The organism is Streptomyces sp. R28, from assembly GCF_041052385.1.
Classification (GTDB): domain Bacteria; phylum Actinomycetota; class Actinomycetes; order Streptomycetales; family Streptomycetaceae; genus Streptomyces.
Genome location: NZ_CP163439.1, coordinates 10,606,463 through 10,633,120 on the forward strand (window position 1 = coordinate 10,606,463; position 26,658 = coordinate 10,633,120).

Sequence of the window (26,658 nt, forward strand, 5' to 3'; positions counted from 1 at the left end):
GAGAGGGGGGAAGAGAAGCGGCCCGGGCGTCGTCAGACGCCGTGGTACGAGCCGCCGTTGATCTGGAGAATCTGCGAGGTGACATAGCCACCCGGGTTCGAGCACAGGTAGAAGCCGAGCTCCGCGACGTCCGACGGATCTCCCGCGCGTCCCAGCGCGGTCTGCCGGACGAGCATGGTCTCCCGCGCGGCGGGCAGGCGGCCGCCGAAGAGGTCGGTGCCGGCGACATAGCCCGGTGCGATCGCGTTGGCGCTGATGCCGCGCGGTCCCAGGCGCGTCGCGAGGGTGTGGACGTAGGAGTGGAGGGCCGCCTTCGCGGCGCCATAGCCACCCGTCCCGCCGGATCCCCGGTAGGCGGCGATGGAGCTGTAGAGCACGACGCTGCCGCCGTCGGCCATGAGGGGCAGCAGGCCTTCCACGGCGACGACCGAGGTCATGACGTTCGCCCGGTACGCCTCCTGCCATTCCGTCAGGACCGACGTCACCTCCTCCGCGTCCGCGCCTTCGGTCGGCGGGACCGCACCCGCGCAGCACAGCAGCGCGCTGACGGGCAGTCCCGTCGACCTGACGTGGCTCCGCAGCCGCCCTGCCGAATCGGAGTCGGACATGTCGAGGGCGAGCGGCTCGACGTCCGCTCCGGCCACGCTCGACTCGATTTCCCGCACTGCCTGGGTGAGCCGCTGCTCCTGACGTGCGATCAGGAGCACCTTGTCGTTGTTCTCGGCGAATCGCTTCGCCGTTGCCTTGCCGATTCCGGCGCTCGCGCCGGTCACCACGATCAACCTGGACAGAGTCGAACACTCCATTGACGCGTTGCTGCGAATGATCTGTTGCTGGAAGAAGCAGGAATTTCAGAGGGATCGGGAATTTCAGAGAGATACGGAGGGCGGCTGAAGTTCCGCGAGGAGGGCCTTCCGGTCCGGTTTTCCGATGGCAGTCCGCGGGATGTCCGCCAGTTCCACGATCCGCGACGGGCTCGGGACGTCCTGGAGGGCCGCTCTGATCTCCGATACGCCGACCGCGCTTTCCCGGCCGGTCCAGAACACCACGTATCCCTCGCCGGCGAGGGAATCGGCGGGCAGGGGAAGTGCGACGCATTCCGCCTGCGGCAGGCAGGCGTTCAGCCGCTCGTCGACCCTGGCGAGATGGACTTTGACGCCGTTCACCTTGATCAGGGAGCTGCTGCGCCCGACGAGCCGGAAAGCGCGGGGTCCGGTGAATTCCACCAGGTCGCCCGTGGCCCACTGAGTGGGCGGTCGCGTCCCGTTCTCCGGGCGGGCCAGCCGCGGACCGCGGATCACCAGTTCCTCCGCCTGTCCCGCCGCCGTCGCGTCGGCTTCCCGTACGAAGGACACGTCGGGGAATGTCTGCCAGGGGCCGGCCTCGCTCCGCTCGGCAGCCAACGGCCGGTGGGCGAGCCCTCCGGTCTCCGTCGACCCCAGGATCTCGTGCGCCCGCAGCAGCGGAGCGGCCCCGCGGACGAGTTCGTGGGCCGTGGGCGGCGCGGCCGCCGAGCTGTGCAGGGCGACGACCGAGTGCGCCCGTTCCAGCACCGGCCAGCCGCGGCGCAGCAGTTCCCAGGCCATCGGGATGCAGACGGCCAGGACTCGCTCGCCGGGGGAGACCGGCAGGGGTGCGAACGGATCGGCCCACGCCTGATGGACGGGGACCCGCGCACGGCGGGGCAGCCACTGGCCGAACAGCGCGCCGAACAGGTGCTGCGGCGGCGCGTAGTTGATCACGCGGTCGACCGGGCCGACGAGACGCGTGCCGATCAGCTCCACCTCGCGTTCCATCTGGCCGGGGAGCCGGAACCAGCGGCGTGCGTCTCCCGTGCTGCCGGAGGTGTCGAAGCGGATCTCGTCCTTGCGGTCCTCGGCCCGGTAGGCCTCCTTACGAGCGGGCGTCTTCGTCATGCCGCCTGGTCCTCGACGCGTTCGCGCACGTACTCGGTGGTCCTGCCGAGCGTGCTGAACCAGTAGCGGACGTCGTCGCCGACGAAATCGACCTCGATGCCGAACTCGCCCTCGACGGCGTTGACGTACTCGAGTGCCGCCAGACTGTCGAAGCCCGGCAGCGAGTCGGACAGGTCCGCGTCCGGGGCCAGCGCGCGGGCGGCGTCGCCGAAGCGCTTCTCGAGGACGGCCAGGACACGCGTGTCGATCTCGGTGAGGTCAGTGGTGGGCATGACGGGAGCCTTTCTCTTGGTCGCGGCCGACCGGTATCGGGTCGCCGCTCGTCATCGACCCCGATTCCAGGTAGAACACCCGGTCGGGCTGGGTGGGTTCGAACCGGACCATCAGGTGGGCGCGCTCTGTGTCGAGACCGAGCGCCTCCCTGACCTGCTCGGCCAGCTCGGCCCGGTACGTGTGGTCGCGGTCGGGATGGATGTGGCACACGACGGACGCCCACCGGGCCTGTTTGTCCTCGCTCGTGCCGTCCTCGTAGTTCGTCAACGGCATCGAGCCCGCGAAGTACGCCATGGGCTCCGCGGTACGGAAGGAGACCACGACGTGCGCGGCGTTCGAACCGTGCGCGGCCATCCAGCGGGTCAGGCGCAGCGCGGCCTTCAGCCGTGCGGAGGGGGTCAGCGGAGTGCTGGTCACATCGACGGTCGGCAAGATTCCGTGCCTTTCACGAGAGGGCCAGCGGTGGCAGGGGGTGCCCGCCCGGCGACAGCCGCAGCTCAAGGCGCCGTCCCAGGCAGTCGGCGAGCGGGCCGCCGCTGATGGCCATCAGGGGGGTCCAGGCGAACCCGGCGTCCGCCGTGCGCACACTGTCCAGGAACTTCGCCAGATGCTCGGCGTCCCACTCGAGGTCGAACGCGTCCGCCGCCAGCACGGCCTCGTAGGTGCTCAGCAGATCGGGGACCCGGTTGCCCTCGTTGGCGAAACCTCCGCCGCGGACCCGATGCCGGGCCAGGGTCTCGCCGACCCGGGCGCCGTCGGCCCCGACCGCCCGGTGCAGCGCCCGGAGGGCCTGCAGGGTGGCCCGCAGCGTGGGCCGTCCGCCGGGCACGTTGGCGTACCGGCCGGGTGCCGTCTCGCAGGCGGCCACGTACTCGGCGATGTCCCGCAGGTGGCCGGCGACGCCGTCCCCGCCGGTCCGGTGGAGGATCTCGGCGGCGGCGCACGTCGACACCATGTCCGACGCGCGGCCCTCCCAGTAGCCGAAGCCGCCGTCGGGGTTCTGGATGGCACCGGTGAGCCAGCCCGCGACTCGGGCACGGGCTGGGGCGTTCTCCTCGAACGCCCCCGCCGACAGGGCCCAGAGAGTGCAGCGCACCTCACTCCCTCGGCCGGGCATGTACATGATTCCGTCCTCGTTCGGCAGCATGCAGCTCTCCGCCCACCGCAGGGCGTCGCGTTCCCCGGTGTCCGAGAAGTGGCCGGCCATCAGGCGGGCCGAGGTGGTGAGCACGTCGGAGGCGAGTTCGGGGGTGCGATAGGTGAACCCGCCCTGCTCGGTCCGGAAGGACAGCACCGTCCTGACCACCCCGTCGGCGATGCCGTCGAGGGCGGCGCCGAGTTCCCTGAGCGCCCCCACAGCGCAGAACGCGGCCCACACGTCGGGCACGGGATAACCGGGCCAGCGGGTGAACGACCCCTCCGGTCCCCGCCGGGCCAGGATCCAGGCGACACAGCCCGCGGGGTCCCGTGGGGTCGCGTCGAGGCGGCTCAGGGCGCTGGTGGCCCGGAACGTCGCCCACAGACAGTCCGTCTCGTCGCCCGCCTGGAAAGTGAATCCGCCGGCCGCGCTCTGCCGGTCCCTGAGCCAGTCCGTGAGCCGTTCCCGGTCCCAAGGCAGCGGCCCTCGGCCCCCGGTGGCCGTGTGCCAGGCGGTGACGGCGTAGTAGCAGGCCCGTACGTCGGACGAGCCGTCCTTCGCGTGAGCCGGGCTCCATGCCAGTCCGCCGTCCTCGGCCTGGAGCGCCGACAGCCAGTCGAGCAGCGCCTGCGGCGGGTGCTCACCGTAGATCTCCACCAGAGTGCGTACGGCGTAGTAGGTGGCCCATACGTCCGATGCCTGACCGGGGGTCATGGCGAACCCGCCGTCCGCGTGCGCGGCGCTCCACACCCACGCGGAGCTCGACCTGCCGACCGTGCCACGGCTGTCGGCCGGCAGATCGGCCATGGCCTGGGTGCAGTAGTAGGTGGCCCAGGCGTCGGAGCTCATGCCGGCCGACCACGCGAATCCGCCGTCGGAGTTCTGCCGGGAGGAGAGGAAGCCGGCGACGGTCTCGGGGGAGGGCAGGTCGCCGACGCGGCCGAGCCAGGCGAGCGTCCGTACGGCGGCGTAGGTGCACCACAGGTCGGACTCCCCGGAGACGACACCGGACGACCTGAGCAGCGTCTCGTACGTCATGCCGGCACCGCCTCGCCGACGACCCGGAAGTTGGAGCGCTTCCAGCTCTTCTGGGAGCCGCCGCTCTTCGTCGTCACCGGCAGCCGGTTGACGAACCGGACCTCGTCCCACCAGAAGCCGAGGCGTGCGTCCGTCTGCCGCTGGATGAGGTCGTTCCTCGCGGGCTCGGTCTCCCGGTCGCTGCTCGGGTCCCGCTCCAGCAGCAGCCGCGCCCAGGTGCCGCCCTCGTCGACTTCGATCAGGTAACCCATGACGTCGTGGTTGGCGTAGACGATGGCTTCGAGGTCGCGGGTGCGCACCCGGCTGCCCTTGATCTCCGTTCCGTCGCTGCCCCGGCCGTGGACCGTCACCACGGGGGCATCCTCGCCGCACGGGCAGCCGTCGGTCAGGGTCACCTCATCACCCATGTCGAGGCGCAGGAGGGGACGGGCGTCGTTGTTGAGCGGGGTGACGACGAGCCGCCCCTCGCGTCCCGCCTCGGCGGGCGCGATGCCGTCCTCGTTCGCGATCTCGAAGTAGTTGGCCCGGCGCAGCAGGTGCAGCCGGTCGTGCGCGCAGCACGCGGCCAGCGTGCCGCTCTCCGTGCTGCCGTAACTGGCGTCGTAGGCGCGCGCGTTCCACCACTGACCGGCCATGGCACGCAGTTCGGGAGTGCTCACCTCCCCCAGCAGCATGAGGAGTTCGACGGACTGACGTAGCCGATCCAGCAGGCCGCGCCTCTTGATGACCTGGGAGAACTCCAGGAGCACACCGGGCGCCACGAACAGCGCGGTCGGGCGGAAGACCTCCCACAGGCCGACGATGCGGTCCCAGTCGGAGATCCCGGTGGTGTACGGATAGGCCTTGACGTGCGGAACGCCCAAGAACTCGCAGACACCGACCATCAGGTCGGCCACCGGCACGATGTCCGAGGGCAGCAGGATCAGAGCGCGGTGACCGCCGTCCGCGAGCATGGTGCGCCAGGCCTCGGCGACGGACACGGTGTTGGCGACCATGTCCTCGGTCGTACGGGGCGTGGGCGTGGGGGCCCCGGTCGTCCCCGTGGTCTGGTAGTACTTCAGACCTCCGCCGACCGGTACTCGCAGGTAGTCGAGCGGGCGGGCTTTGAGGTCGTCCTTGGAGGTCGCGGGCAGGCCCAGGAACGCCTGCATCGAGAACGCACCGAGCGAGGCGTAGCCGGGTGTCTGCTCCGCACGCTGCCAGACCTCGGCCAGCTTCGACGCGTAATAGGCCTCGTCGGAACAGCCTTCGCGGCGGTGGTCCGTCACCTCCCGCTGTATTCGCTCCATGAAGTCGAGGTCACTCCTGGAGTTGATCTTCATAGGTCACTCCTTGATCGCGGCGGATGGATCGGGGCGCCGACGCGCCCCCTTCGACAGGGCCTACGCGCCGTGGGCCAGCCCCTTGGCACGCATCAGGAACTCGCCGAGGAACCCGTCGTGCGGTACGTCCGGATGGACCCAGGAAGTCGGCTTGCCCCGGTACACGTTGGAGACCGCCGTGAGCTCCATGGCCTCGGCAACCAGCCCCCGGTCCTCGGTGTGCAGCGACAGCACCAGCGAGCCGTCGAGCACGTCCACGGCATCGCGCTCGAATGGAGCGACCCACACACACGGGAAGGGCACCTCGTACGACAACAAGGGGTCCCGCGCCGATGCCAGTTCCACGACCGCAGGCGTGAGCGTCGCCAAAGAGCCCTCACCACCGAGCCGTTCGGCCCTCGGCGCGAGATGTACGACGGCGTCCTCGGCCCGGTCCAGGACGGCCGCGGCGAGCCGTTCCGCATCGGCCTGCGGCATGCACGGCAGTAGCGCCTCCTCAGCCAGGGGCCGGGCGGGCTCCACCTTTCCCAACGCGGCGGCCAGTTCACCGGCAAAGCCCGCCGGTTCCTGTTCGACCAGCACACCCGTGGTCGCGGTGCACGCGGTTCCCGCGTGAAAGAGCGCTCCCGCAACCGCGATGTCGACTCCGGCGCCCCGGTCCGCGTCGGCGGCCACGACCAGCTTCGAGCGGCCCGGCCCCTCAAGCAGGACATCGCCGCGGTTGCGGTACTTGTCCACGACGTCCTGACCGCCGTACACCAGGGCACGGTCCGAGCGCTCGACGATCAGGTCCGCCGTCGCGTGGTTGCAAGGCGCCATGACCAGCTGGGTCGTCGGGACTCCTGCCCGCCACAGCGCGGTGACGAGACGGAACGGGGTGAGCGGATCCCGGTTGGAGGGGCGGACGACGATCCGGTAGCCGAGCGCCAGCGCCTCCAGCCACATGGCGTGAACTCCCGGGCTGTTGCCCGCGGCATGCACAGCGAAGACGTCCCCGGTGCGGCACCACGCCGCCCCCGCCGACGGGGCCTCGGACAGGGCGGTGCCGACGGGGGAGCAGCCGAGCGGCCGGGCCGACGACGGCGCCCGTCCCACATCACGCAGGGCCTGTGTGATGAGCGCGTCGCATTCACGCACAACCGTCAGGGGTGTGCCCGTCAGCGCCGACACCCGCCGCTCATGCGCTTCCAGCTCGTCTCCCAAGACCTCCTCGGTCTCGAAGACATCGGCGGCCTTCTTGAGCACGTGCCCTGTCTCTGCCACGGGCAGAGGCGCGCTCGCTCGCAGCTGATCGATCCAATGGGAGACGACCAGGCCGGGGACGGAGGCCAGTTCAAGGGCCGGGACGCCCGAGGCGTCCGCTACGGGGGTACGACTCCGTGTCCGGTAGGGCCCGGCCGGACCCAGTGCGGAGATGTCCACTTGCTCGCTCTCCTGTTCCTTCTGGCGCGTCACGGGAGTACGGGGGGAGGGGGGGCGGCGGACAAAGCGGGTCAAGGTGCCAGTGCCGGCACGTCCCGGCGCCGACGGGCCGCTGCCGCGAGGTCCTGGAGCACGTCCACGGTGGCGGCCCATCCCATGCAGGCGTCGGTGACGCTCTGGCCGAACACGGGCTCGCCGACACCGAGTTCCTGACGCCCCGGGACCAGGAAGCCCTCCAGCATGACGCCTCGGATGTGGGTGTCGCCGCTCGCGACCTGTGCCCCGATCTCGCCGGCTACGACGGCCTGCTGATCGTGGTCCTTGCCGCTGTTGCCGTGGCTGGCGTCGATGACCAGGCCGGTCGGCAGAGCTGCCGCCGACAGCAGTCGAGCTGCCTCACGCACGTTCTCGGCGTGGTAGTTGGGCCTGCCTGACGCGCCCCGGAGGACCACATGGCAGTCGGTATTGCCACTCGTGCGCAGCGCGACCGGCCTGCCCTGCCGGCCGAGGCCGAGGTAGGCGTGGGCGGCCGCGGCGGACCGTACGGCATCGATGGCGACGCCCACCGATCCGGTGCTGCCGTTCTTCATGCCCACGGGCATGGGGAGACCGCTCGCCATTTGCCGGTGTACCTGGCTCTCCACGGTTCGGGCCCCGATGGCTCCCCAGGAGATCAAGTCGGACAGGTACGCGGGAGCCGCCGGGCTCAACCACTCCGTTGCGATGGGCAGACCGAGTTCGGCGATCTCCAACATGAGCGTCCGGGCCATGCGGAGCCCCCGGTCGAGGTCCAGGCTGCCGTCCAGCATCGGGTCAGTGAGCAGCCCGGTCCAACCGACCGTGGTGCGGGGCTTTTCGACGTACACCCGCATGACGACCGCCAGGTCCTCGGCCAGGTCGGCGGCCACTTCACCCAGTGATTTCGCGTATGCCAGACCAGCGTTCACGTCATGGACCGAGCACGGGCCGACCACGACGAGCAGACGGTCGTCGTCTCCGCGCAGTACACCGCGGGTCATCCGGCGGCCGACGCTCACCGAACGGGCTGCCGCCTTGGTCAGCGGCAGCGCGCTCAGAAGTTCGTCCGGGGTGCTCGCGAACTGCGGACGGTACTGCCCTCCGATATCCACCGGCGAAAACTGTTCGGCCACGGAATCGGGGTTTTCCTCGGCCAATGTGTCAAGACTCTGCATCGTTCCTCAATTCGTTCTACTCAGCGCAATATCTGTGCGTCGGCAACGAATCATTCGGGGCACACGGACCTCCGAACTTCTGACTGCCCAGCCCCAAAGGCCGATCGGATCGGCGCTAGTGGGGGAGATGCCGCAGCGCAACCGTTCGGCAAGCACGTAAAAACACCGTGCCCCATCCACGGAGCGGCCCGCCACCTGCACGGCGTGCAGCAAGTTGTTGTGCACCAAGCTGCACAACAATGTGTGCCTGCACCTTCCGTGATTTCCCCATGGCAACGGCTGAATCGGTGAGTTGAGTTGAGTTCAGTTGTCGGGTGAGGGGGACGAGGCAGCAAGCAATTTTGGGGCCGTGTCGACGGGCCTGGGGGCGGTAGGCGTCGTGGTGGAAGCCGCGGTAGGCGGCGCGTCGTGGTCGTAGCCACGGTCGGTGAACGGCGAGTCCGGCTTCCGGCGGGGTCGGCCGATCCGGCCGCGAACCGGCGGAACCGCGTCCAGCAGGAACAGCAGGAGTGACGTCGTTACGGTTGGCGCCGGTCAGCGGAACGGCGAGCGGTGTCCCGCACCCATCAGCGGTCGAGTGGTGCTTGGAGCCGGCGCGACTTCCACCTGGCCTTTTCCAGCAAGGCGGCGCGGACGTCGGCGCAGTCCAGGGCGTCGTCCGGCAACCTGGCCGACCAGGTGGCGACTTGGTCGGTGCCGATCTCTATGAGCGGCTTCGGCTTCGGCAGGCCCTTCACGTACCCGGAACTGTGGCTTCCACCATGGCGAAAATGGTCTTGAACTGGTGAGATCCTCGGATGCTCGGTTTCCTCCTCCGCCTCCTGCCATTCTGGGTCCGCGAGCCCCTGCTCATCGTGATCGGGTCCGTTCTCGGCGTACGCATCATGTACCTCGCCGTCCGCGATCACGACCGGGTCGCGGCCGGTCTCGGCGCGGTGTTCCTCGTGTTCACCGCAATACGCGTCTACGTGGTGGTCCGGGCTTTGCGCGCACGCCGGAACCTGAGTCAGGCGGCCTCCGCGGCCGGGGCGGCGGTCGATGCTGCCGCCCAGGCCCAGGCCCAGGCCCAGGCCCAGGCCCAGGCCCAGGCCCAGGCGCAGCCCCAGCCCCAGACGCACGCCGGAGCTGGGCCGCGTCCCGGCCCGGACGCTTCGGAGAAGGAGCCCAACGCGTGGGGCCAGGCCGTCGCGGCCGTGGCCGTGTTCGGGGCACTCGCGGCCGCGCTGTGGGTGGCCCCACGCATGATGCCGTCCGACGACAACACCCCGCAGCCCGCCTCGTGTTCGGCCGGGGAACACGAGGAACTGCCGAAGGTCTACAAGAAGACGCCCCAGCCTGTGACAGGCGAAGAGCTGTGCGAGGCGCTCAACCGGCCAGACCTGGCCAAGCTCCTTGGAACGCCTGAGGAGACCGTGACCACTGCCTCCGGCACCAGCAACACGGCTCCCCTGACTGATGGGAAGGTCGCCCAGCCGGAGGCCGAGGTCAAGTTCGACACGTACACGGTGAATGTCTCGGCTACTTACAACGACCTGTCGACCGACCAGTACGTGACGCTGATGAAGTACGGGGACGAGAGGGACGTCAAGACGCTTACGGTCCTCGGCCGGCCCGCGGTCTTCGCCTCGGATCACACCATGCAGTTCGAGATCAATCTTGGGAGCAGCGGATCCGGCGGGCCGGTCGAAGAAGGTCCCCTGGCCAGGACGCTGTCCGTGGCCCTCGACCGTAAGGACCGGGGCGGCTACTTCGACGTCACTGTCTGGAGCACGTCCGGAGCCCTTCCGGATGACAGCGTTCTCCTCGGCATCGCCGAGAAGGTCCTTCCGACGATCCCCGAACGGACTGCTCGATGAGGCGTCCAGAACATTTCGGCCGCGAAAAGAACGGCCCGGTCGGGCCGCGGATGACGGTGCCTGTCTGGTGACGGGATTGCGTACGGCGATCTCCTTGGCTCAGCCCCCGTCGGCGGCGCGTGCGGCCCACCGGTTGCCTTCGCGGCGTAAGGCTCTGCGGGGCGCCACGCACAAGGTCCGAGGACGAACTCCCATGCCCGGCGCCGCGGTTCCACCCGAACGAACCGCGGCGCGATGCGGCCCGGCCCATCAGGGCCTCGAACATGCCCTGCCATCGGCAGGCTCCGTGCGCCGCCCTGCGGCCGCCGATTGATCGCTTGTCTTCACACACGGATGATCAGCGGCGGCTGGCCGCGCCACTCGCCCCACAGCAGAGCCCTCCTCGACCAACGGGGTCACACGCTTCGGTGTGCCTTCATGCGAAGCGAAGGACGCCCGGGTGGCAACGGCCGCGCGGAGGCAGGCGGCCATCTCGGCTGCCTGCTTCGGTGGCACGGACAGGATCCCGTTCTCGGTCATCAGGGCGTGGAACTGCTGCCGCTCGTAGGGGACGCCGGCCGGCAGGGCAGCGATGTGCCAGCGAAGGTGCGCCGGCAGGGCCTCGGCCCGGTTGTTGCCCGCGATCGGGATCAAGGTCGGGCGGGATGCCGCTGTGCGGGCGTTGGGGATTGATGATTTCGCCCTGCGTCGCTGTCATCGCTGTCATGACTACGCCACCGTGGTCATCGACGCCTACACCGGCACCCGGATCTCGCACGGCCTGTGCGACGCTGCGGCCAAGGAGGTCGCCGCCCACAGCGCCTGTTGGGCCACGGTCACCGGACTGCGCCAGGGCAAGCTCGTCGAGCTCACGCTGCAACGCTTATAGTTGAGAAACTATTTATCTTTCAACTACCGGTTGTTCCCGATCTGTTGGATGCGAGAAATGAGGGGGCTCTTGTTACGCCGATTGATCTCCGCAGTGGTGGTGATGGCCGGGGTGGCAGCGGCACTTGTCGTTCCGGCCGCCGCCACCGATTTCCCTGCGGCCACCACGCCCTTGGTCTCCTGGAACATGCAGGGGTCCAGTATCAAGGCGAAGACCGGCAGCAAGTGGACCAACACGGTCCGGCAACAGGCGTTGCAGGTGCCGATCGTGATGCTTCAGGAGGCCGGCCCGGAGCCTCCTCCGCGCAGCGACCCACAGCCCAGCCAGACCTTCACCACGACCGACAGCCAGGGCAACACACATCAGCACACCGTGCTGCACCACACCTGGGTCGTCGACTCCGGTTACCGCAATCCCATCCCGACCCGTGAGGTCTACTTCCTGCAGACCGACGACGACGCGCAGAACCCGCGCCGGATCGGCGGCCGGGTCAACATCGCGCTCGTCCTGAGCGAGGGGCCGGACGAGCTGCTCGTCGTCGGCAACCCGGTCGACGCCGGCCGGAACGCGCTCGGCGCGCGGTTCGGAGGCGAGTGGTACTTCACCTTCCACGGCCTGTCCGGCGGTGGCGGTGACTCCGGGCCGATGATCAGGGCCATCAACGACCAGGTCTCGGCCCTCGGGACCCAGCGTGGTGTCACTTACAACGCGACGATCGGTGGCGACTTCAATGTCGAGCCGGGGGTCCTGGCCCAGCGCCCGAACCTCCCGCAGGGCATGCGGATCCACGGCTCGGGCATGGCGACCCACCAGGGCGGTAATCAGCTCGACTACTTCGTCACCACCAATTTGAACCAGGATCTGCCGGTCACCGTCCGGTCCGACGGCGACTCCGACCACCGGCCGGTCCAGTCCGGCCAGTTCAACGCGGCCGGACCCACTCCGTCGCCCGCCGCCGGCCCGGAGATCGACGAGCTCCGGGTGATGGCGGCCGGTGACGGGATCACGGTCGGTGTGAACAGTACCGACGAGACCGGCTTCCGGAGCTACCTGGACACCATCATCAAAGGCCTGACCACTGCGGTGATCGGTGGCGCCACAGCGGCCACTATCCTCTTCAAGCGCACGGATTTCGTCGGTGAGCAGAGGAACGGCAAGCGCGGCGACCCCGACCACATGGGCTTCGACGGCAAGGGCATCGACGACATCAAGGCCCAGACGATCCCCGCGCTGCAGACGCTGCGGCCGAACATGATGACCCTGATCGCGGGCACGGCCGACCTGACCGGCGGCGCCGACGGCGCCGCGACGGCCGGGAAGATGCGGGACTTCGTGGACGCGATCCACCGGACCTCGCCGACGACCACGGTCCTGCTCGGGACCCTGCCGCCGTCGACGAACCCGACGTACCAGGCCCGGATCGACGCTTACAACAGCGCGCTCACCACGATGGCCTACGCCAAGATGGACGGCGGCGCACGGCTGGTGCTGGTCGACCTGGGCTCGGTCACCCCGGAGGACATCACCAACGAGATCTACCCGACCGACGCCGGCTACCAGAAGATCGCGGAGGCCTTCGGCGAAGGCACTCGGATCGCGGTCCTGCAGCGCATGATCAGCGGCCGCTCGTACGTCTGGGAGCCGATCGGCAAGATCCGGGACGCCGCCGCGACCGGCTCGAAGATCGCCTTCCCCGACCTGAACGGCGACGGCAAGGCCGACTACGCGGTGGTCGGCACGGACGGCAAGGTCACCGGCTGGCGCAACGACGACCCGCGCAAGGCCGCGGTCTCGCTGGGCGACATCAGCCCGGCCGACCGCGGAAACAACCCGGCGCTGGTCAACTTCGCCGACCTGGACGGTGACGGCAAGGACGACTACATCCGGATCCTGCCGGCGGCCGACTCGCCGACCGGCATCCCCGCGATGCGGATGTCGCGGAACACCAGCAGTGGCGACAAGGTCAGCTGGGACAGCGCGACGATCGTCGCGAACAACCTCACCTACGAGCCGGAGCTGTACTTCACCGACCTCGACGGTGACGGCCGCGACGACCTGATCACGCTGGACCGGATGAGCTTCCCGACCGCCTGGCAGAACAAGGGCAAGGGAATGCCGACCGAGGGCGGCTGGAAGAAGGTCGCGGGTTTCGCCACTCCGGGTGAGTCGCGCGGCGCGCAGGTCGCCTTCGCCGACATCACCGGTGACGGCAAGGCCGACACGGTCCGGGTCGAGTACACCACCGGTGAGGTCCGGGCCTGGCAGAACACCGGCGCTCCGTGGGGCGTCACCGCCGGCTGGAAGTCGCTGGGCGTGATCCGCGCCGACGATCCGTTCCAGGGCACCTTCGGCACCTTCGCCGACCTGAACGGCGACGGGATCGAGGACTTCGCCATGACCCGCTCCGGTACGACGGCGACGGCGTCGACGAAGACCGTCGCCAAGACGGCCGTCAAGGCGGCCGCGGCGAGTGGTGCCGGTGACATCGAGGGCTGGCTGGTGCCGAGCTACGGCGACGGCAGCCGCAGCGACGGCGGTGCCGGTGATCTCGGTGTCAACGGCGGTGTAGGTGACCCGATGGAGTCGCACCCCGGTGGCGACGACGGCGGTACGCGGCCGGCCGCGTCCGGCGACTGCCGGCCGGAGGGTCTGGCGACCACGCCGGGCGTGGCGACGCCGTACTGCAAGGTCTATCAGAGCGACGGCCGGGAATGGCTCGGCGAGGGCCGGGGCCGTCGGGTCGTGGGCTACTTCAACGGTGGCCGCACGGGCGCCGACGGCACGCCGCACTACCTGGTGAAGAACATCCCGTGGTCGAAGGTGACCCACCTCAACTACGCGTTCGCGTCGGTGGCGAACAACAAGATCAAGGTCGACTCGAACGCCACCCAGAAGGAGTGGCCCGGCGAGGTCGGCGCCGAGATGGATCCCTCGCTGCCCTACAAGGGACACTTCAACCTGCTGACGAAGTACAAACGCCTGCACCCGCGGGTGAAGACGCTGATCTCGGTCGGTGGCTGGGCCGGTTCCGGTGGCTTCTACGCGATGACCACCAACGCCGACGGCTCGGTCAACCAGGGCGGGATCGACACGTTCTCGAGCTCGGTCGTGGACTTCCTGCGGACCTACGGGTTCGACGGTGTCGACATCGACTTCGAGTACCCCACGGTCCTCGAGGACACCGGCAATCCGGCCGACTGGGCGGTGTCGAACCCGCGTCGCAAGGGCCTGCCCACGACGTACGCCGCGTTGATGAAGACACTGCGGGACTCGCTGAACCGGGCTTCGGTCGCGGACAACAAGTACTACCTGCTCACCTCGGCGTCGTCGGCCTCCGGCTACCTGGCCCGCGGTATGGCGAACCAGACCGCGCTGGACTACCAGGACTTCACCAACCTGATGGCCTACGACTACCACGGCACCTGGAACGACGTCGTGGGTCCGAACGCGGCGCTGTTCGACGACGGCAAGGACCCGGAACTGGCCGACCAGTACGCCACCCCGGAGTACGGGAAGATCGGGTACTTCAACACCAGTTGGGCGATGAAGTACATGCGTGGCGCGATGCAGGCCGGGCGCGTCAACATCGGTGTGCCCTACTACACGCGCGGCTGGCAGAACGTCACCGACGGTACGAACGGTCTGTGGGGCAAGTCGCAGAAACCGAACGGCTGCGAGCCGGGTACGGGCATCAAGCGGCCGTGCGGTGACGGTGCCTTCGGCATCGACAACATCTGGCACGACGAGACCAACAACGGCAGCGAGCTCGGCTCCGGGACGAACCCGCTGTGGCACACCAAGAACCTGGAGAAGAACATCACGCCGGTCTACGCTCGCAGCGTCGGGCTGAAGCCGGAGACCGACGTCACCGACCGGCGCACGGGCCAGTACACCCGGCACTGGGACGACACGACGAAGACGTCGTGGTTGTGGAACGCCGAGAAGAAGGTGTTCCTGTCGACCGAGGACGAGCAGGGCATCGACGCGGTCACCGATCTGGTCAAGTCGACCGGTGCGGGCGGCGTGATGATGTGGGAGCTCGGCGGCGACTACGCCTGCCCGGCGGACGTCCAGCCGGACACCCCGTGCGGGATGGGGTACACGCTGACCACTCGGCTGAACGAGAAGCTGGGCAATATCGGCGCCTACAGCAACAGTCTGCGCGCCGGCACCGGTGGTGCCGCGCCGACGGTGACCGCCAACGTGAGCGTCGAGATGGTCAACTACCCGACCGCCACGGCGAACCTGTGGCCGTTGCAGCCGACCGTCCGGATCACCAACAACACCGGGCGCACGCTCGGCGGTGGCAAGGACACGAAGCTGTCGTTCGACATTCCGGCCTCGACGTCACCGCTGGTCAAGGACGCCAACTGGCAGACCGGTGCCCAAGGCGGCCAGTGGCAGCTGGCGGCCGGTTCGACGTTCCACCGGGTCAGCACGACGCTGGACTACTGCCAGATCATCCCGGCCGGGAAGTCGCTCGACTTGCCGATCATCTACTTCCTCCCGATCACCGGTCCGGTGAACACGAGTCTGTCGATCGGCGGTACGGCGTACGCGCCGGTGACCGACAACCTCAAGGGGCTCGGTACGGCGACCCCGCCGGCCGGTGGCTGTAGTGCCGGGAACTGGGACTCGACCAAGGTCTACTCCCCGGCCAGCCAGCCGATCGAGCAGACGACGGTCAAGTACAACGGCAAGGTCTGGAAGGCCAAGTGGGAGACGAAGGGCAGTGCCCCGGGCACCGGGGCCGACGCCGACCACGAGCCCTGGAAGCTGATCGGAGCCGCCAGCTGACCGTTCCCAGCCACCCAGCCTGACTCAACGTCTTGATCAAATAACCGGAGAGTGCTTCTGACCTGCAACGATGGGACTTGTCTAGGTTCCTGTCGGCTGCATGGAAGGAAGCACTCTCCAGTTGAGCAGACGTATCGGGTTGTACCCGAGTGTTCGTGTCGAGGGCGGTGGCAGCGGGGTGGTTTCGCAGGCGTCGCAGGCCGGGGCGGTGCTGTTGGTCGAGACGGTCCGCAAAGTGGGCCTGGACACCGCGATATCGGCGGCGCCGGCGCCGTGGCGCAAACCGCGGACGGTGCACGACCGGGGCAAGGTCCTGCTGGATATCGCGCTCACGACGGCTCTGGGCGGGGCCTGCCCGGCCGATGTCGCCATGCCGCAGCAGGGCCGAAGGCGCTCACCGCGATTCGCACGGCGCGAGCCGAAGTGCGCGGGCAGGTCTGGGAGTTGGCCGGTGCGGACGGTCCGGCCGCCGAGGGCAGCGTGATCGTGGACATCGACGGTGTGCTGGTGCTCGCGCACTCCGAAAAGCAGGACCCCACCGCGACCTGGAAGAAGACCTTCGGCCATCATCCGCTCCTCGCATTCGTGGATTGATAAAGCCCAAGACAGTGAGCCTGCCTACCAATTGAGGTGACGCGGCGTCTGCCCGGCCGGGGCAAGGTTGAAGGCGGTGATGGTGGCGTGCAGGGACTCCGACACGGCCGGTGCCGGCTGCCGGGCCGGCACCCGCGTCCGGCCCGAGGCCGCACGTCATGGACGTGTTGACGGGGCGGCAGCCGATGGCCCGGGCAAGGTGCCGACGAGGCTGAGGAGTCCGTGCAGTGCCGGTGTGGCATCTGCGGGCGGGTGGGCCAGGGCGAGGTCCACGGTGGGCCTGGGTGCGGTCACATGCTTGAGCCGGACTCCTGGTATGCGCAGTGCGCGGGCACGTCCCTCGGGTACCGGTGCGATGCCGGTGCCGGCGGCGACGCTGAGGAGGAGTTGTTCGTCGTCGGGTTCTTCCCGCACGATGCGCGGCCCGTGGGCCGGCCATAGCTGTCGGGTGATCAGGTCGTGCATGCCGGGGGCGTTCTCGCGCGGCCAGAGGATCACGGGTTCGGTGGCGATGTGGCTGCGGGTGATTCTGCGTTCGCGGGCGAGGGGATGGTTGGCGGGCACGGCCACGAGGAGTTCCTCGCGGGCGATGTGCCGGCACTCCAGCCCCGCGATGTCCAGCGGGGGACGGACGAAGGCGGCGTCCAGCCTCCCGGCGAGCAGCTCGGTGATGTTGTGTGCGGTCCACCCGGTCCGTACGACGAGATCCACGTCCGGGTGGCGGGTACGGAACGCGGCGATGAGCGCGTCGACGGGACCGCCGCGTGCCGATCGCGTCAGGGCCAGGCACAGTTGTCCCTGCCGTCCGCTGACGGCCGCCCGGATGCGTTGGTGTGACGCGTCCGCGTGGGCCAGCAGTTCACCGGCTTCGCGGGTCACGACCTCGCCGACGGCCGTCAACCGGCAGCCGCGGCTGCCGCGTTCGAGCAGCGGAGCGCCGATGTCCCGCTCCAGTGCCTTGATCTGCTGGCTCAGGGCGGGCTGGGCGATGTGCAGCCGATGCGCGGCCCGCGTGAAGTTCAACTCCTCCGCCAGCACCAGGAAGTACCGCACCCGCCGCAAGTCCATCCCTCAACGATAAGTGTTTCTTATGGTGCTGGCCATGACTGGTCTTGGACAGTGCGCCAACTTGCCGCCGACAGTGGAACGCACACGGTTCGGCGATCAAGGGGGAGACATGGGCGACAGGTTCGACGCGGTCGTCGTCGGCGCCGGGGTCATCGGGCTCACCACCGCGCTGCGCCTGCAGCAGGCCGGTGCCCGCGTCGCCGTGCTCACGGCCGAGCCGCCGGGCGAGACGACATCCTGGGTCGCCGCGGCCGTCTGGTATCCGACCCGCACTCGGTTCGAGCCGCGCGTACTGGACTGGGCCACCCGCACCTACGACGAGTTCGCCCGTCAGGCGGCGGACGGGGTTCCCGGCGTGGTCATGCGATCCACCCGGATGCTGCTGCGCGGCGAGAGTCACGATGTCCCCTGGTGGGCCGCGGCCCTGCCCGACCTGCGCACCCTGCGCGGGGACGAGGTGTGGGCCCCGTTCACCGGCGGCTGGGCGTTCACCGTTCCGACCGTGGAGATGTCCCACTACCTGCCCTGGCTCCAGCAGACCTTCTCCGCGGCGGGCGGCACACTGATCCGGCGTCGTATCGACGCCCTGGAACAGGCGGGCGTATGGGCTCCCGCGGTGGTGAACGCCTCCGGGCTGGCCGCCCGCGCCCTGTGCGGCGACACCGAAGTACACCCGGCGCGGGGGCAGTTGGTCCTCGTCGCGAACCCGGGGCTGCACACCTCCCTGCGCGACGAGGACAACGCCGACGGCCACACCTACGTCCACCCCCGCAGCACGGACGTCGTCCTCGGCGGCACCTTCGAGATCGGCGAGTGGGACACCACGCCGTCCCCGGCCACCGCGGCCGCGATCCTGCGCCGCTGCACCGACCTGCTGCCGGAACTGGCCGACGCCGCGATCCTCGGCCACCGGGTGGGCCTAAGGCCCTGCCGGGACGGCGGCGTCCGTCTGGAGACCGACCCTCGCCCGCCCGGCCGGGTGCGACGGCTGGTGCACAACTACGGCCACGGCGGCGCCGGAGTCACCCTGGCCTGGGGCTGCGCGGACGCCGCGGCCGCCCTTGCCACCGGGGCCGTCCGGCCGGGCTGAGCCGCCGCCGCTCGCAACTCCCCTTCGTACGGCCCCACACATACCCCTGCTCCGCATGCCCCGCTCGTACTGCTCTGCTCCCACTTTCCCAGGACTGGATGTACGCCGATGGATTCCGTCGAACCCTCGAACATCGTCCCTCCCGCCTCGGTGGCCCCTGGGACAGGACCACACCCCGGCCGGCCGCCGGTCAGGCCCCCGGCCAGGGTTCGGCGCCGCACGCTGCTGCTCGCCGCGCTCGGAGCGAGTGCCGCAGCCGTCCCGTTCGTGATGCTGGAGGTGAGAGCCAACGGCCCCGGCCCCCGTACCACTGTGTTCACGATCCCCGACGGCCACGCCGACAGCGTGGCCTTCAGCCCGGACGGCAAGACGCTGGCCGCCGGACTCTCCGGAGTCCAGGGCATCCGCAGCACCCTGCGGTTGTGGGACGTGGCCAAGGGTACGGTGACCACCCCCTGGCCCGACCAGATCGAAGACCTGGCCAAGGTCACCTACAGTCCGGACGGTAAGACGCTGGCCATGACCGGCTTCTCCTCCGTGTCCCTGTGGAACCTGGCGGACCGCGGCGGCATCGCGCTGCCACATCCCGGGCCCACCCTGGACCTGGCGTTCGCCCCGGACGGCAAGTCCCTGGCCACCGGCTGCCGTGACGGCGCGGCCCGCCTGTGGGACCTGACCACCGGCACGGTCACCTCCACGCTGACGACTCAGGGCATGGGCGAGGTCAATGCGGTGGCGTTCAGCCCGGACGGCCATGCCCTGGCCACCGGCAGCGCGGATGCCACCGAAAACCCGGTGCGGCTGTGGGACCTGTACAAGCACACGGTGGACGCCACCCTCGCGACCCCGCGCCGGCGCGGCTTCAAGCCCGTCGCATTCTGCCGGATGGACTACCTGGCGGCCACCGGCGGCATCGACCACCTCGTGCGCCTGTGGAGCTCGGCGACCGGCACCGTCATCGCCGAGGCCACCGGCCATACCGGCCCGGTGACGACGGTGGCGTTCAGCCCCGACGGAGCCACCCTGGCCACCGGCAGCGAGGACCACACCGTGCGGTTGTGGGACACGAGCACACTCGACGTCTACCCCATCGACACCCTCACCGGACACACCGGCAAGGTGACATCGGTGGCCTTCAGCCCGGACGGCAAGACGCTGGCCTCCGCCGGCCTCGACGGCACGGTACGGCTGTGGCCGAACCGATGACCCCGCCCCGGCCACGCACAACTCCCGCGGAAAACAACCCGGTCGACCACGGAAGGTACCCGATCATGGCTGTCAGAGATGCGGTGCCCACGCACGGAACCACGTTGCGCGGCAGAGGTGGGACCGCGCAGCTGTTGCGCGACAGCGTCGCGCTCGACCGGGCGGGGATCCGACTGGCCGTCCCACTGGAGGCGATCGAGAGCGTCCATGTCACCAGAGACAGGCGCCCCACCGCCGCGATCCGGCTGAACTCGACGGCCACCAAAGCCCCGGCAACCACCCTCTGCACGATCGGCTCCCGCAACACCGAGGAGATGGAGGCCTTCGCACGCGCCGTCAACGCGGCGCTCCCGCAACGGGACAAGACCGAACGGTGCGTCGACGGTGCGGCCCTGGTGAAGGCGGAGGAGCGCCCCTTCACATCCACGACGACATTCCGGCCGATCATGTCTCCGGCCCAGGCACGGGCCTGTGGCGTGCTCGCCTGCCTCTTCGCCCTCGGCCTGCTGCCCGCCGTGCTGGCGGGCGACGGGCGCCTCACCCAGTTGTGGATCGGCGCCTTCCTGGCGATCGCGATGGGCTGCGTCATCGCCCACGGCACCTGGCGCGCCACGGTGACGTGGTGGCTGCTGCACCGATACGGCGTGACCACCGAGGCCGTGTACGCGAGCCACTACCCCAGCTCCGACGTCAACAACCCGGGAACCGTGGTGTTCTCGTTCACCGACACCAGCGGCACCGATCACACATTCGAGCGCACGGGCTCGGCGGGATGGCAGCCCCCCAAGAGGATCGCCTACGACCCGGCCAGACCCGACTTCGCCAGAGGACCGGCACACCCATGGGCCAGAACCCTGCTCCTGCTGCTCCACCTCCTGCTCGGCGTGCCGGTCACGCTCACCATGGCGGCCTTCCTGGTGTGGTACTTCACCACCGCGATCCACACGTAGACAGGCACATGCCCCTCCGTCACCGACCGGCCCGCGCCTTGGGTAGCCGGCATTCGGGTGGGACCCCTCTGCCGACGAAGCTGCGGCCGGTTCGGGGCACACGGTGACGCAATCATGGGCGAGTCTCCTTGAGGCGCCTCCAGCAGATGAGGCTGCAGGCCAGGGAGACGAAGGCGTCGTGGAGTTCGGTGCGGCGCTCCCATCGGACGGCGAGTCGTTTGAAGTGGTGCAGCAGCGCGAAGGTCGAGACCGACGGGTTTGCGAGCAGTCGATCTCGGAGCCCGCATCCAACGGCGGCCTCACCGCGGTCGCTCGGGCCCACCGGTCGCTGGTTCAGCGTCGCTTTCCGGTCTCGGGGGTGGTGACGCCCTGGCTGGCGCGGCGCATGGCCTCGTACAGCGCAGCGTCTTCCGGCGGGTCCGGCAGCTGTCCGCGGGCCGGGGCCTGGAAGGACTGGATCATCCATGCCACCAGGCGGCGCCAGGCGTCCGGGGCGGCGTCGCCGGTGGCGCTGAGGACTCCGGCGTTGGCCATCAGCAGCAGCACGAGGTCCCGGCTGGTGAAGTCCTCGCGCAGTTGCCCGCTGTCCTTGGCGCGGCCGATGAGTTCGAGGAAGCCCTCGTACGCCCGGGCGTGGTGCTGCTCCAGTTCCGGGACGCCGGGGAAGCTCATGGTCAGGACGTCGGCGAAGCCGCGGTCGGCGGCCTGCATCGCGCAGACGTCCTGGATGTAGCCGGTGAAGCCGTTCCACGGGTCGGGGTCGGCCAGGGCCTCGGTGGTGGCCTGTGCGTACGCCTTCATGCGGTCGGCGAAGACCGCGGCGACGAGATCTTCCTTGCGGGGGAAGTGGCGGAAGAGGGTGGCGATCCCCACCCCGGCCTCCCGCGCGACCGAGGCCATCGACGCGTTCAGCCCGTCGCGCCCGAAGACCGTGCGCGCGGCGGCGATGATCCGCCCCCGGTTGCGCTCCGCGTCGCTGCGCTTGGACTGACCTGCGGAATCGGCCGCGCCGGCGTCGGTGTCGGTGTGGGCATCTCGGGGGCTCATACCGGTCAGACTAGCAAACCGGAATGCCTTATCCAGTTCCTGTGTTACGGTGGACAGTGAAACGGATAGGGCTTTCCGGAAAGGAAACGGATAGCCCTCTCCACCTCTACTTCCGCGAAAGGCTCTCTCATGCCCACCATCGCCATCGTCGGCGCCGGCCCCCAGCTCGGCCTCGCCATTGCCCGCACCTACGGCACTCACGGCTACGACGTCGCACTGATCGCCCGCAACCAGGCCAAGCTCGAATCTCTGGCCGGTGAGCTGGCCGCCGAGGGCATCAGCGCCGCCGCGTTCCCCGCCGACATCCTCGACCGCACCGCGCTCACCCAGGCACTCAAGGACGCGACCGCACACTTCGGCGGCATCGACGTCCTGGAGTACTCGCCGGTCGGCGGCCTCCAGACCGTCATGACCACCCCGGCCGCGACCGAACCGGCCGACGTGCAGCACGAGATGGACTTCCAGCTCTACGGAGCCATCGCCGCCACCCGCGCGGTACTGCCCGCCATGCGTGAGGCCGGCGCGGGCACCCTGCTGTTCACCACCGGCGCCGGTTCCGTCGACCCCGTGCCGCAGATCGCCAACGTCAACGCCGCCGCCGCGGCGCTGCGCAACTGGGTGATCAACCTGCACAAGGAGCTGGACGGCACCGGTGTCCAGGCCGCGCACGTCGCCATCAACGTGTCGATCGGCATGCCGGCGGTCCCCGGATTCCCGACCGCCCAGCCCGAGGAGATCTCCCCGGTCTACTGGGACCTGCACACCACCAAGCGCGACCAGGCCGAACTCGTCTTCAGTCTCTGACGCCCATCAGCCACCCGACCTCCTGGCCTCCCGGTATCTACGCCGCGCACTTCGCCATCAACACCTGGCTCGGGGAGGGCGGCCCCGAAAGCATTCCCTCGGGGCCGCCCCCGAGCAGGTCGCGCACCTGTACCGAGACGGGCCGTGATGCGCGACGCCTACTCCCGCTGCGGAAGCGTGGAGAGCCGGTCCTTGTTCGTGAGCCGCTTCGCGGTGCTGATCAGATTGGTCGCCATCAGCACCGCGAACAGCTCCAGCGCGTCGTCGATGGCCTTGGCCTCCAGGTGCCGCATCACCGCGGTCAGCATCGCGGTGCGCTTCGGCTCGCTCGCCAGCTGAAGGCTCGTCGCGTTCGACCCCAGGCCGTACCGGGCTAGCGCCGCAAGCCGGTTCGGCGGGAGCTTGTCCAGCTTCACCCGCCCCAGCCGGTACACGGCGATCTCGTCCACCCGCTCCAGCGCCCGCTTCATCGCCGTGCCCGTGGCCCTCGTCGGCGGCCGCCGGAAGGTCTCCAGGTACGAGTACCGCCTGCCCTCCGGCATCTCCAACAGCGCCACCAGGTCGGTGGGCAGTGACGGATCCACCCGCCAGGCTGCTCTCGCGGCTGTCGTGTGCAGGCCCTTGTCCGCGATCTCGCGGACTCCGGACACCTGCCGCGCCGGCACCGAAACACCGGGCAGCAGCACCCGGTGCCTACGCAGCCAGCCCACCGCGTGGTCGAACAGCGCCTTCGGCCCCTCCGAATGCGCCGCCCACGCCCGCCCGTGCAGGAACGTCCGGAACTTCCGCCCCCACTCCGGATCGTCGTACTCGTGGTACTCGTACGCGTCCCGGCGCGTGCTCGTACGCCGTCTTCGGACGCTCGGTGTACCGCTTCACGACCGAGACGTCCTCGATTCCGACCTGGTCGGCCAGGTGCTCCACCACCGGCCACGGCACACCCAGCGGATCATCCGGCAGAAACCGGGCCGATACAGCGCACCGTGCACATCTGCAAGGCGAAGCCCAGTTGGTGGTACTGCGTACGCCGCAGCGCAATCAGGCCGCGGTCCACGTCATTCAGGAAGAAGAAGCGTTCCAACTCCGGGCGCGTCGGCTCCTCGATCAGTCGATCTCACCGGCCTCACGAAGAAGGTCGGGATCCGCCTCCGGGGACCTCAGCGGGCCGGTCTTCCGCGTGACCGGGACGCACGCTTCTCCTCCATCGTTCAACAGCTTCTCCAGGTCCGTGACGCGGAGATAGCAGTCACCGTCGATACCCCAGTCACGCCCCCAGGAATTGCGTAGCCGTACTACGGGCGTCGTGGTGCCGTGTCCGTCGAGGCGCGCCCTGAGCGAGACGCCGCGGACGAGGATCGCGTGGCCACCGAAGTCACCCTCAGAGACCTCGAGCAGCCCGTTCGGAGCCGTTTCGAACATCGAGTCGTACCACTTGATACCGATGACGACCGGGCCGAAGTACCCCAGCGTGCGCAGAACGTCGTCGATACCGAACGCCCAGCGGTACTCCTCCATGTATCCACGGGCAACGATCGCCTTGGCACCTGCCAACACCGACGTACCGCTGTAGTTCTCCCCAGGCCACTCATCGAGCTGCTGCGCTTCCCGGTACACCCCGCGGGCGAAGCTGTCGTTCACACCCGGCACCTGCACCGGCTTGGCGATCAGCTCATGCGACCAGGCGAAGCCGACGCACGCACCCTCACGGCCCTGGTTGAGCCAGCCCGGACAGGCCCACCCGGCCGAGCGCAACGGCGCTCGCTCAGCGACCAGCGTTCGAATTGGATACTCTCTGCTGCGCTCGTCGAACTGCGGGACCCGGTCGAGGCGCGGATCGATGGTCGTGTTGCCGTTCTTCAAACTCAGGACGTCCACATCGCTCCTCAGGCCGCTTCGACGGTCACCAGCTGACATGAGCCAGCGCCGCGGCGCATCCTGAGAGTCTGCTCCTTGCGCCATGCGAGGGCGGCGCGATCGGCATGGTGACGGGTGGGGCCCCTGCCCTCGCCGCGGATCGTGAGCCCTCGCCATACGCTGACCGCGCTTCGGGACCTCGCGAAGGGTGCTCGTTGCTCCTCCCCGTCCGGTCCGGTCAGGACGACGCACGACAACGGAACGTCGACTCGTGTACACGGCGACGGCCGGGGCACTCCAGCCGTGTCCCAGTGAGGTGCCCGCGAGGAAGCCGAGGTAGAAGGCCGCGAGTACCACGTCGGGGAGAGCCGGCACGGCGTGGCCCCGCGCGCGGCACGCAGACGCGCGAGCTCCAGCCGCAGCGCGTCGAGGTCGGGATCGGGCGGCAAGCACTCGGGGTACCAGCCGAGCCAGTCACGATGCCCACTTAAGTCGGGTCCACGTCGGTGCTCAGCAGATGGTGGTCCGAGTACGCGGTCGGATGCACCTGGTGATCGAGCGGGACGACGCCGCGCAGGAAAACATAGTCGAACTTGCTCTGCCAGTCGGTGGTCGGCTTGCAGGTGCTGGTGGGCGAGGGCCGGCACTGGCGGTCTGTATCTGCGGCCAGCGCCCACATCCGGGCGAGTTCGGGGGCGTCCGGCACGGCGTTGAAGTCGCCGAGAACGATCGCGCGGTCGTGCCGGGCGACGGCCGCGGCGAGTACGTCGGTCTGGTCTGCTCGGACTGCCTCTTGACGTCGCTGGGCGAGATGCGTGTTGAAGACCCGGACGCGCTGGCCGCCCACGGTGGTGGTGACCGCCATGTACCCACGGTCTTCGGATCCGCCGTCGGGATATTCGACGTTGACGTGGCCTGTCATCGGTGCCGCCGAGAGGACCGCCTGGCCGAACCCTCCCGGACTCCACGGCACTCCTCCGCAGCGGCCCCAACTCCGCAGAACCGTCCCGTACTCAACGTGGTAAACGAGCCCGTAAAGGCTCTCCAGATAGATCCGGATCCTCTCGACGTCACCCATGCACGCTTCTTGCAGGCCGATGACCTGGGGCGCAAACTTGGCGATCTCCGCTGCCCGGTCAACGTCGCTCATCTCGCAGGGATTGCAGAGGTTCCACGTCATGACCCGGTTCGGTACGACGTCCCTGACGGCTTCGACGGGCAGTGACCCGGCGGAGAGGGCACCGCTTGGTGCACTGGGGCCGACGAGCACAATGCAGGCCAGGGTCATGGCGCCCGCGAGTAACCGCGTGCCCCTTCCGAGCACTATCGCCTCCTCAAAGTGGATACATATGGCAACTGGCGCTTCTATGCACGAGGTTATGGGACGGGGCCCAGGAGTACGACGCGATCGGCTTCACCATGGAACCCGAGCACTCGGATGACTGTAATCGCCCTTGGACCCCTCAGCGCCGGCTTGCCCAGCCGTCGGCCTATGTCTCGCTTCTCGCGGCTCCAGGGGCCGCGAGGTCGGTGAGGTCGGTGAGGTCGTTGGGCGAGAGGGCCTTGCGCTGGACGGCAGAGAAGTAGATCTCGACTTGGTTGAGTCAGGAGGCGTGCACAGGGGTGTGGACCATGACCGTGTTCGGGAACGCCGCCGTGAGCCGTCGGCCGCCTTCTGACCGAGAGGGGAGGAGCCGTTGTCGACGAGGTCCGTATCCAAGACCACGCGCTTGGCCCTGCGTAGGGTTCCTGGCTCATGACCTGGGTAGCCACGCCGGCCAGTTCCGGGCACGACCAGAGTGAGAGCGGTACTTCACTCTCAGCAGGCAGCCGGCAGGCCGGCGACTTAACCTCGACGTCCTGCAACGGTGTGAATGAGGAGGGACGGCCGCAGCGTTGACGGCCTTTGAGCCGGGCAGGCCCACATGGGCGAACCGGCCACGCCAGCGGCGCACGGTGTCCAAATGCAGGCCCGTCCCGGGCGATGCACGCGTTGGAGCGTCCATGCGCGGCGTGCAGCACCACCTGCGCACGCACCCGCAGCCCGTGCTCGGTCTTGTGGCCGTAGGCCATCTTCTTCAACCTTCTTCAACCGCACGCGTTCGGCGGCACTCTGGGCTATGGGACGGGGGTGCGGACGGGCATGGCGGGCGAACCGATCGGCCGAAGCGGATCACTGGTACTCCGCAGTGGTACTCCGCAGCCTGCCCCGCCCGTCACCG

21 protein-coding genes and 4 pseudogenes are annotated in these 26,658 nt (G+C 69.2%); 8 read left to right on the forward strand and 17 right to left on the reverse strand.

What is annotated here, in order from left to right; all coding sequences use genetic code 11:
* Positions 1-32 precede the first annotated feature (32 nt).
* The 10 genes and pseudogenes from AB5J49_RS46335 to AB5J49_RS46380 form a co-directional block, all read right to left on the reverse strand.
* Positions 33-776 carry an SDR family NAD(P)-dependent oxidoreductase gene (locus AB5J49_RS46335; RefSeq protein ID WP_369175483.1) on the reverse strand — a complete coding sequence of 248 codons (744 nt, stop codon included), beginning with the start codon at positions 774-776 and terminating at the stop codon, positions 33-35.
* Between the two features lie 93 nt (positions 777-869).
* Complete coding sequence (locus AB5J49_RS46340) at positions 870-1,916, reverse strand: acyl-CoA synthetase (protein WP_369174875.1); 1,047 nt, start codon at positions 1,914-1,916, stop codon at positions 870-872.
* Positions 1,913-2,188 (reverse strand): acyl carrier protein, encoded by a 276-nt coding sequence (locus AB5J49_RS46345; RefSeq protein ID WP_369174876.1) that lies wholly within the window; start codon positions 2,186-2,188, stop codon positions 1,913-1,915. Before AB5J49_RS46345 ends, AB5J49_RS46340 begins: the two co-directional genes overlap by 4 nt.
* On the reverse strand, positions 2,175-2,621 hold the full coding sequence (locus tag AB5J49_RS46350; protein ID WP_369174877.1) for a hypothetical protein: 447 nt from the start codon (positions 2,619-2,621) through the stop codon (positions 2,175-2,177). The genes AB5J49_RS46345 and AB5J49_RS46350 overlap by 14 nt, the downstream gene beginning before the upstream one ends.
* Before the next feature lie 13 nt (positions 2,622-2,634).
* Positions 2,635-4,365, reverse strand: a complete 1,731-nt coding sequence (locus AB5J49_RS46355) for a prenyltransferase/squalene oxidase repeat-containing protein (RefSeq protein ID WP_369174878.1) — start codon at positions 4,363-4,365, stop codon at positions 2,635-2,637.
* Positions 4,362-5,687 carry a phenylacetate--CoA ligase family protein gene (locus AB5J49_RS46360; protein ID WP_369174879.1) on the reverse strand — a complete coding sequence of 442 codons (1,326 nt, stop codon included), beginning with the start codon at positions 5,685-5,687 and terminating at the stop codon, positions 4,362-4,364. Before AB5J49_RS46360 ends, AB5J49_RS46355 begins: the two co-directional genes overlap by 4 nt.
* A 60-nt stretch (positions 5,688-5,747) precedes the next feature.
* Entirely contained in the window at positions 5,748-7,142 is a 1,395-nt protein-coding gene (locus AB5J49_RS46365; RefSeq protein WP_369174880.1) for an aldehyde dehydrogenase family protein, read from the reverse strand.
* Positions 7,143-7,180: 38 nt separating this feature from the next.
* Complete coding sequence (locus AB5J49_RS46370; RefSeq protein ID WP_369174881.1) at positions 7,181-8,260, reverse strand: 3-deoxy-7-phosphoheptulonate synthase; 1,080 nt, start codon at positions 8,258-8,260, stop codon at positions 7,181-7,183.
* 450 nt (positions 8,261-8,710) lie between these two features.
* Positions 8,711-8,894, reverse strand: a pseudogene (locus tag AB5J49_RS46375) (transposase); the annotation flags it as partial.
* Positions 8,869-9,039, reverse strand: a complete 171-nt coding sequence (locus tag AB5J49_RS46380; protein WP_369174882.1) for a hypothetical protein — start codon at positions 9,037-9,039, stop codon at positions 8,869-8,871. The gene AB5J49_RS46380 and the pseudogene AB5J49_RS46375, both read right to left, overlap by 26 nt.
* A gap of 60 nt (positions 9,040-9,099) precedes the next feature.
* On the opposite strand from AB5J49_RS46380, the gene AB5J49_RS46385 reads away from it, so the two are divergent.
* Together AB5J49_RS46385 and AB5J49_RS46390 are read left to right on the forward strand one after the other, a co-directional pair.
* Positions 9,100-10,158 carry a DUF6215 domain-containing protein gene (locus tag AB5J49_RS46385; RefSeq protein ID WP_369174883.1) on the forward strand — a complete coding sequence of 353 codons (1,059 nt, stop codon included), beginning with the start codon at positions 9,100-9,102 and terminating at the stop codon, positions 10,156-10,158.
* A gap of 661 nt (positions 10,159-10,819) precedes the next feature.
* Entirely contained in the window at positions 10,820-11,026 is a 207-nt protein-coding gene (locus AB5J49_RS46390; protein WP_369174884.1) for a hypothetical protein, read from the forward strand.
* Between the two features lie 23 nt (positions 11,027-11,049).
* On the opposite strand, the gene AB5J49_RS46395 is transcribed toward AB5J49_RS46390, so the two are convergent.
* Positions 11,050-11,214 carry a hypothetical protein gene (locus AB5J49_RS46395; RefSeq protein ID WP_369174885.1) on the reverse strand — a complete coding sequence of 55 codons (165 nt, stop codon included), beginning with the start codon at positions 11,212-11,214 and terminating at the stop codon, positions 11,050-11,052.
* Between AB5J49_RS46395 and AB5J49_RS46400 the strand changes: the two genes are divergently transcribed.
* Complete coding sequence (locus tag AB5J49_RS46400) at positions 11,213-15,823, forward strand: glycosyl hydrolase family 18 protein (protein WP_369174886.1); 4,611 nt, start codon at positions 11,213-11,215, stop codon at positions 15,821-15,823. The genes AB5J49_RS46395 and AB5J49_RS46400 overlap by 2 nt on opposite strands.
* Before the next feature lie 121 nt (positions 15,824-15,944).
* Positions 15,945-16,414, forward strand: a pseudogene (locus AB5J49_RS46405) (IS1380 family transposase); the annotation flags it as partial.
* Between the two features lie 159 nt (positions 16,415-16,573).
* Here the strand turns inward: AB5J49_RS46405 and AB5J49_RS46410 are convergent.
* The gene (locus AB5J49_RS46410; RefSeq protein WP_369174887.1) at positions 16,574-17,485 is read right to left on the reverse strand and encodes a LysR family transcriptional regulator; all 912 of its coding nucleotides are present in this window, start codon (positions 17,483-17,485) and stop codon (positions 16,574-16,576) included.
* A gap of 109 nt (positions 17,486-17,594) precedes the next feature.
* On the opposite strand from AB5J49_RS46410, the gene AB5J49_RS46415 reads away from it, so the two are divergent.
* The 3 genes from AB5J49_RS46415 (at position 17,595) to AB5J49_RS46425 (ending at position 20,731) form a co-directional block, all read left to right on the forward strand.
* Entirely contained in the window at positions 17,595-18,575 is a 981-nt protein-coding gene (locus tag AB5J49_RS46415; RefSeq protein WP_369174888.1) for an FAD-dependent oxidoreductase, read from the forward strand.
* Between the two features lie 108 nt (positions 18,576-18,683).
* On the forward strand, positions 18,684-19,781 hold the full coding sequence (locus AB5J49_RS46420) for a WD40 repeat domain-containing protein (protein WP_369174889.1): 1,098 nt from the start codon (positions 18,684-18,686) through the stop codon (positions 19,779-19,781).
* A gap of 65 nt (positions 19,782-19,846) precedes the next feature.
* A complete protein-coding gene (locus AB5J49_RS46425; RefSeq protein WP_369174890.1) occupies positions 19,847-20,731 on the forward strand; it encodes a hypothetical protein in 885 nt (294 codons plus the stop codon).
* Positions 20,732-20,843: 112 nt separating this feature from the next.
* Here AB5J49_RS46425 and AB5J49_RS46430 read toward each other — a convergent pair.
* Positions 20,844-20,972, reverse strand: a pseudogene (locus AB5J49_RS46430) (IS5/IS1182 family transposase); the annotation flags it as partial.
* A gap of 92 nt (positions 20,973-21,064) precedes the next feature.
* On the reverse strand, positions 21,065-21,778 hold the full coding sequence (locus tag AB5J49_RS46435; RefSeq protein ID WP_369174891.1) for a TetR/AcrR family transcriptional regulator: 714 nt from the start codon (positions 21,776-21,778) through the stop codon (positions 21,065-21,067).
* Between the two features lie 129 nt (positions 21,779-21,907).
* On the opposite strand from AB5J49_RS46435, the gene AB5J49_RS46440 reads away from it, so the two are divergent.
* A complete protein-coding gene (locus AB5J49_RS46440) occupies positions 21,908-22,582 on the forward strand; it encodes an SDR family NAD(P)-dependent oxidoreductase (RefSeq protein ID WP_369174892.1) in 675 nt (224 codons plus the stop codon).
* A 161-nt stretch (positions 22,583-22,743) separates the two neighbouring features.
* On the opposite strand, the pseudogene AB5J49_RS46445 reads toward AB5J49_RS46440, so the two are convergent.
* The 3 genes and pseudogenes from AB5J49_RS46445 to AB5J49_RS46455 all read right to left on the reverse strand — a co-directional run.
* Positions 22,744-23,690, reverse strand: a pseudogene (locus tag AB5J49_RS46445) (DUF4158 domain-containing protein); the annotation flags it as partial.
* The gene (locus tag AB5J49_RS46450) at positions 23,687-24,457 is read right to left on the reverse strand and encodes a hypothetical protein (protein ID WP_369174893.1); all 771 of its coding nucleotides are present in this window, start codon (positions 24,455-24,457) and stop codon (positions 23,687-23,689) included. The pseudogene AB5J49_RS46445 and the gene AB5J49_RS46450, both read right to left, overlap by 4 nt.
* Before the next feature lie 466 nt (positions 24,458-24,923).
* The gene (locus tag AB5J49_RS46455; protein WP_369174894.1) at positions 24,924-25,724 is read right to left on the reverse strand and encodes an endonuclease/exonuclease/phosphatase family protein; all 801 of its coding nucleotides are present in this window, start codon (positions 25,722-25,724) and stop codon (positions 24,924-24,926) included.
* Positions 25,725-26,658 lie beyond the last annotated feature (934 nt).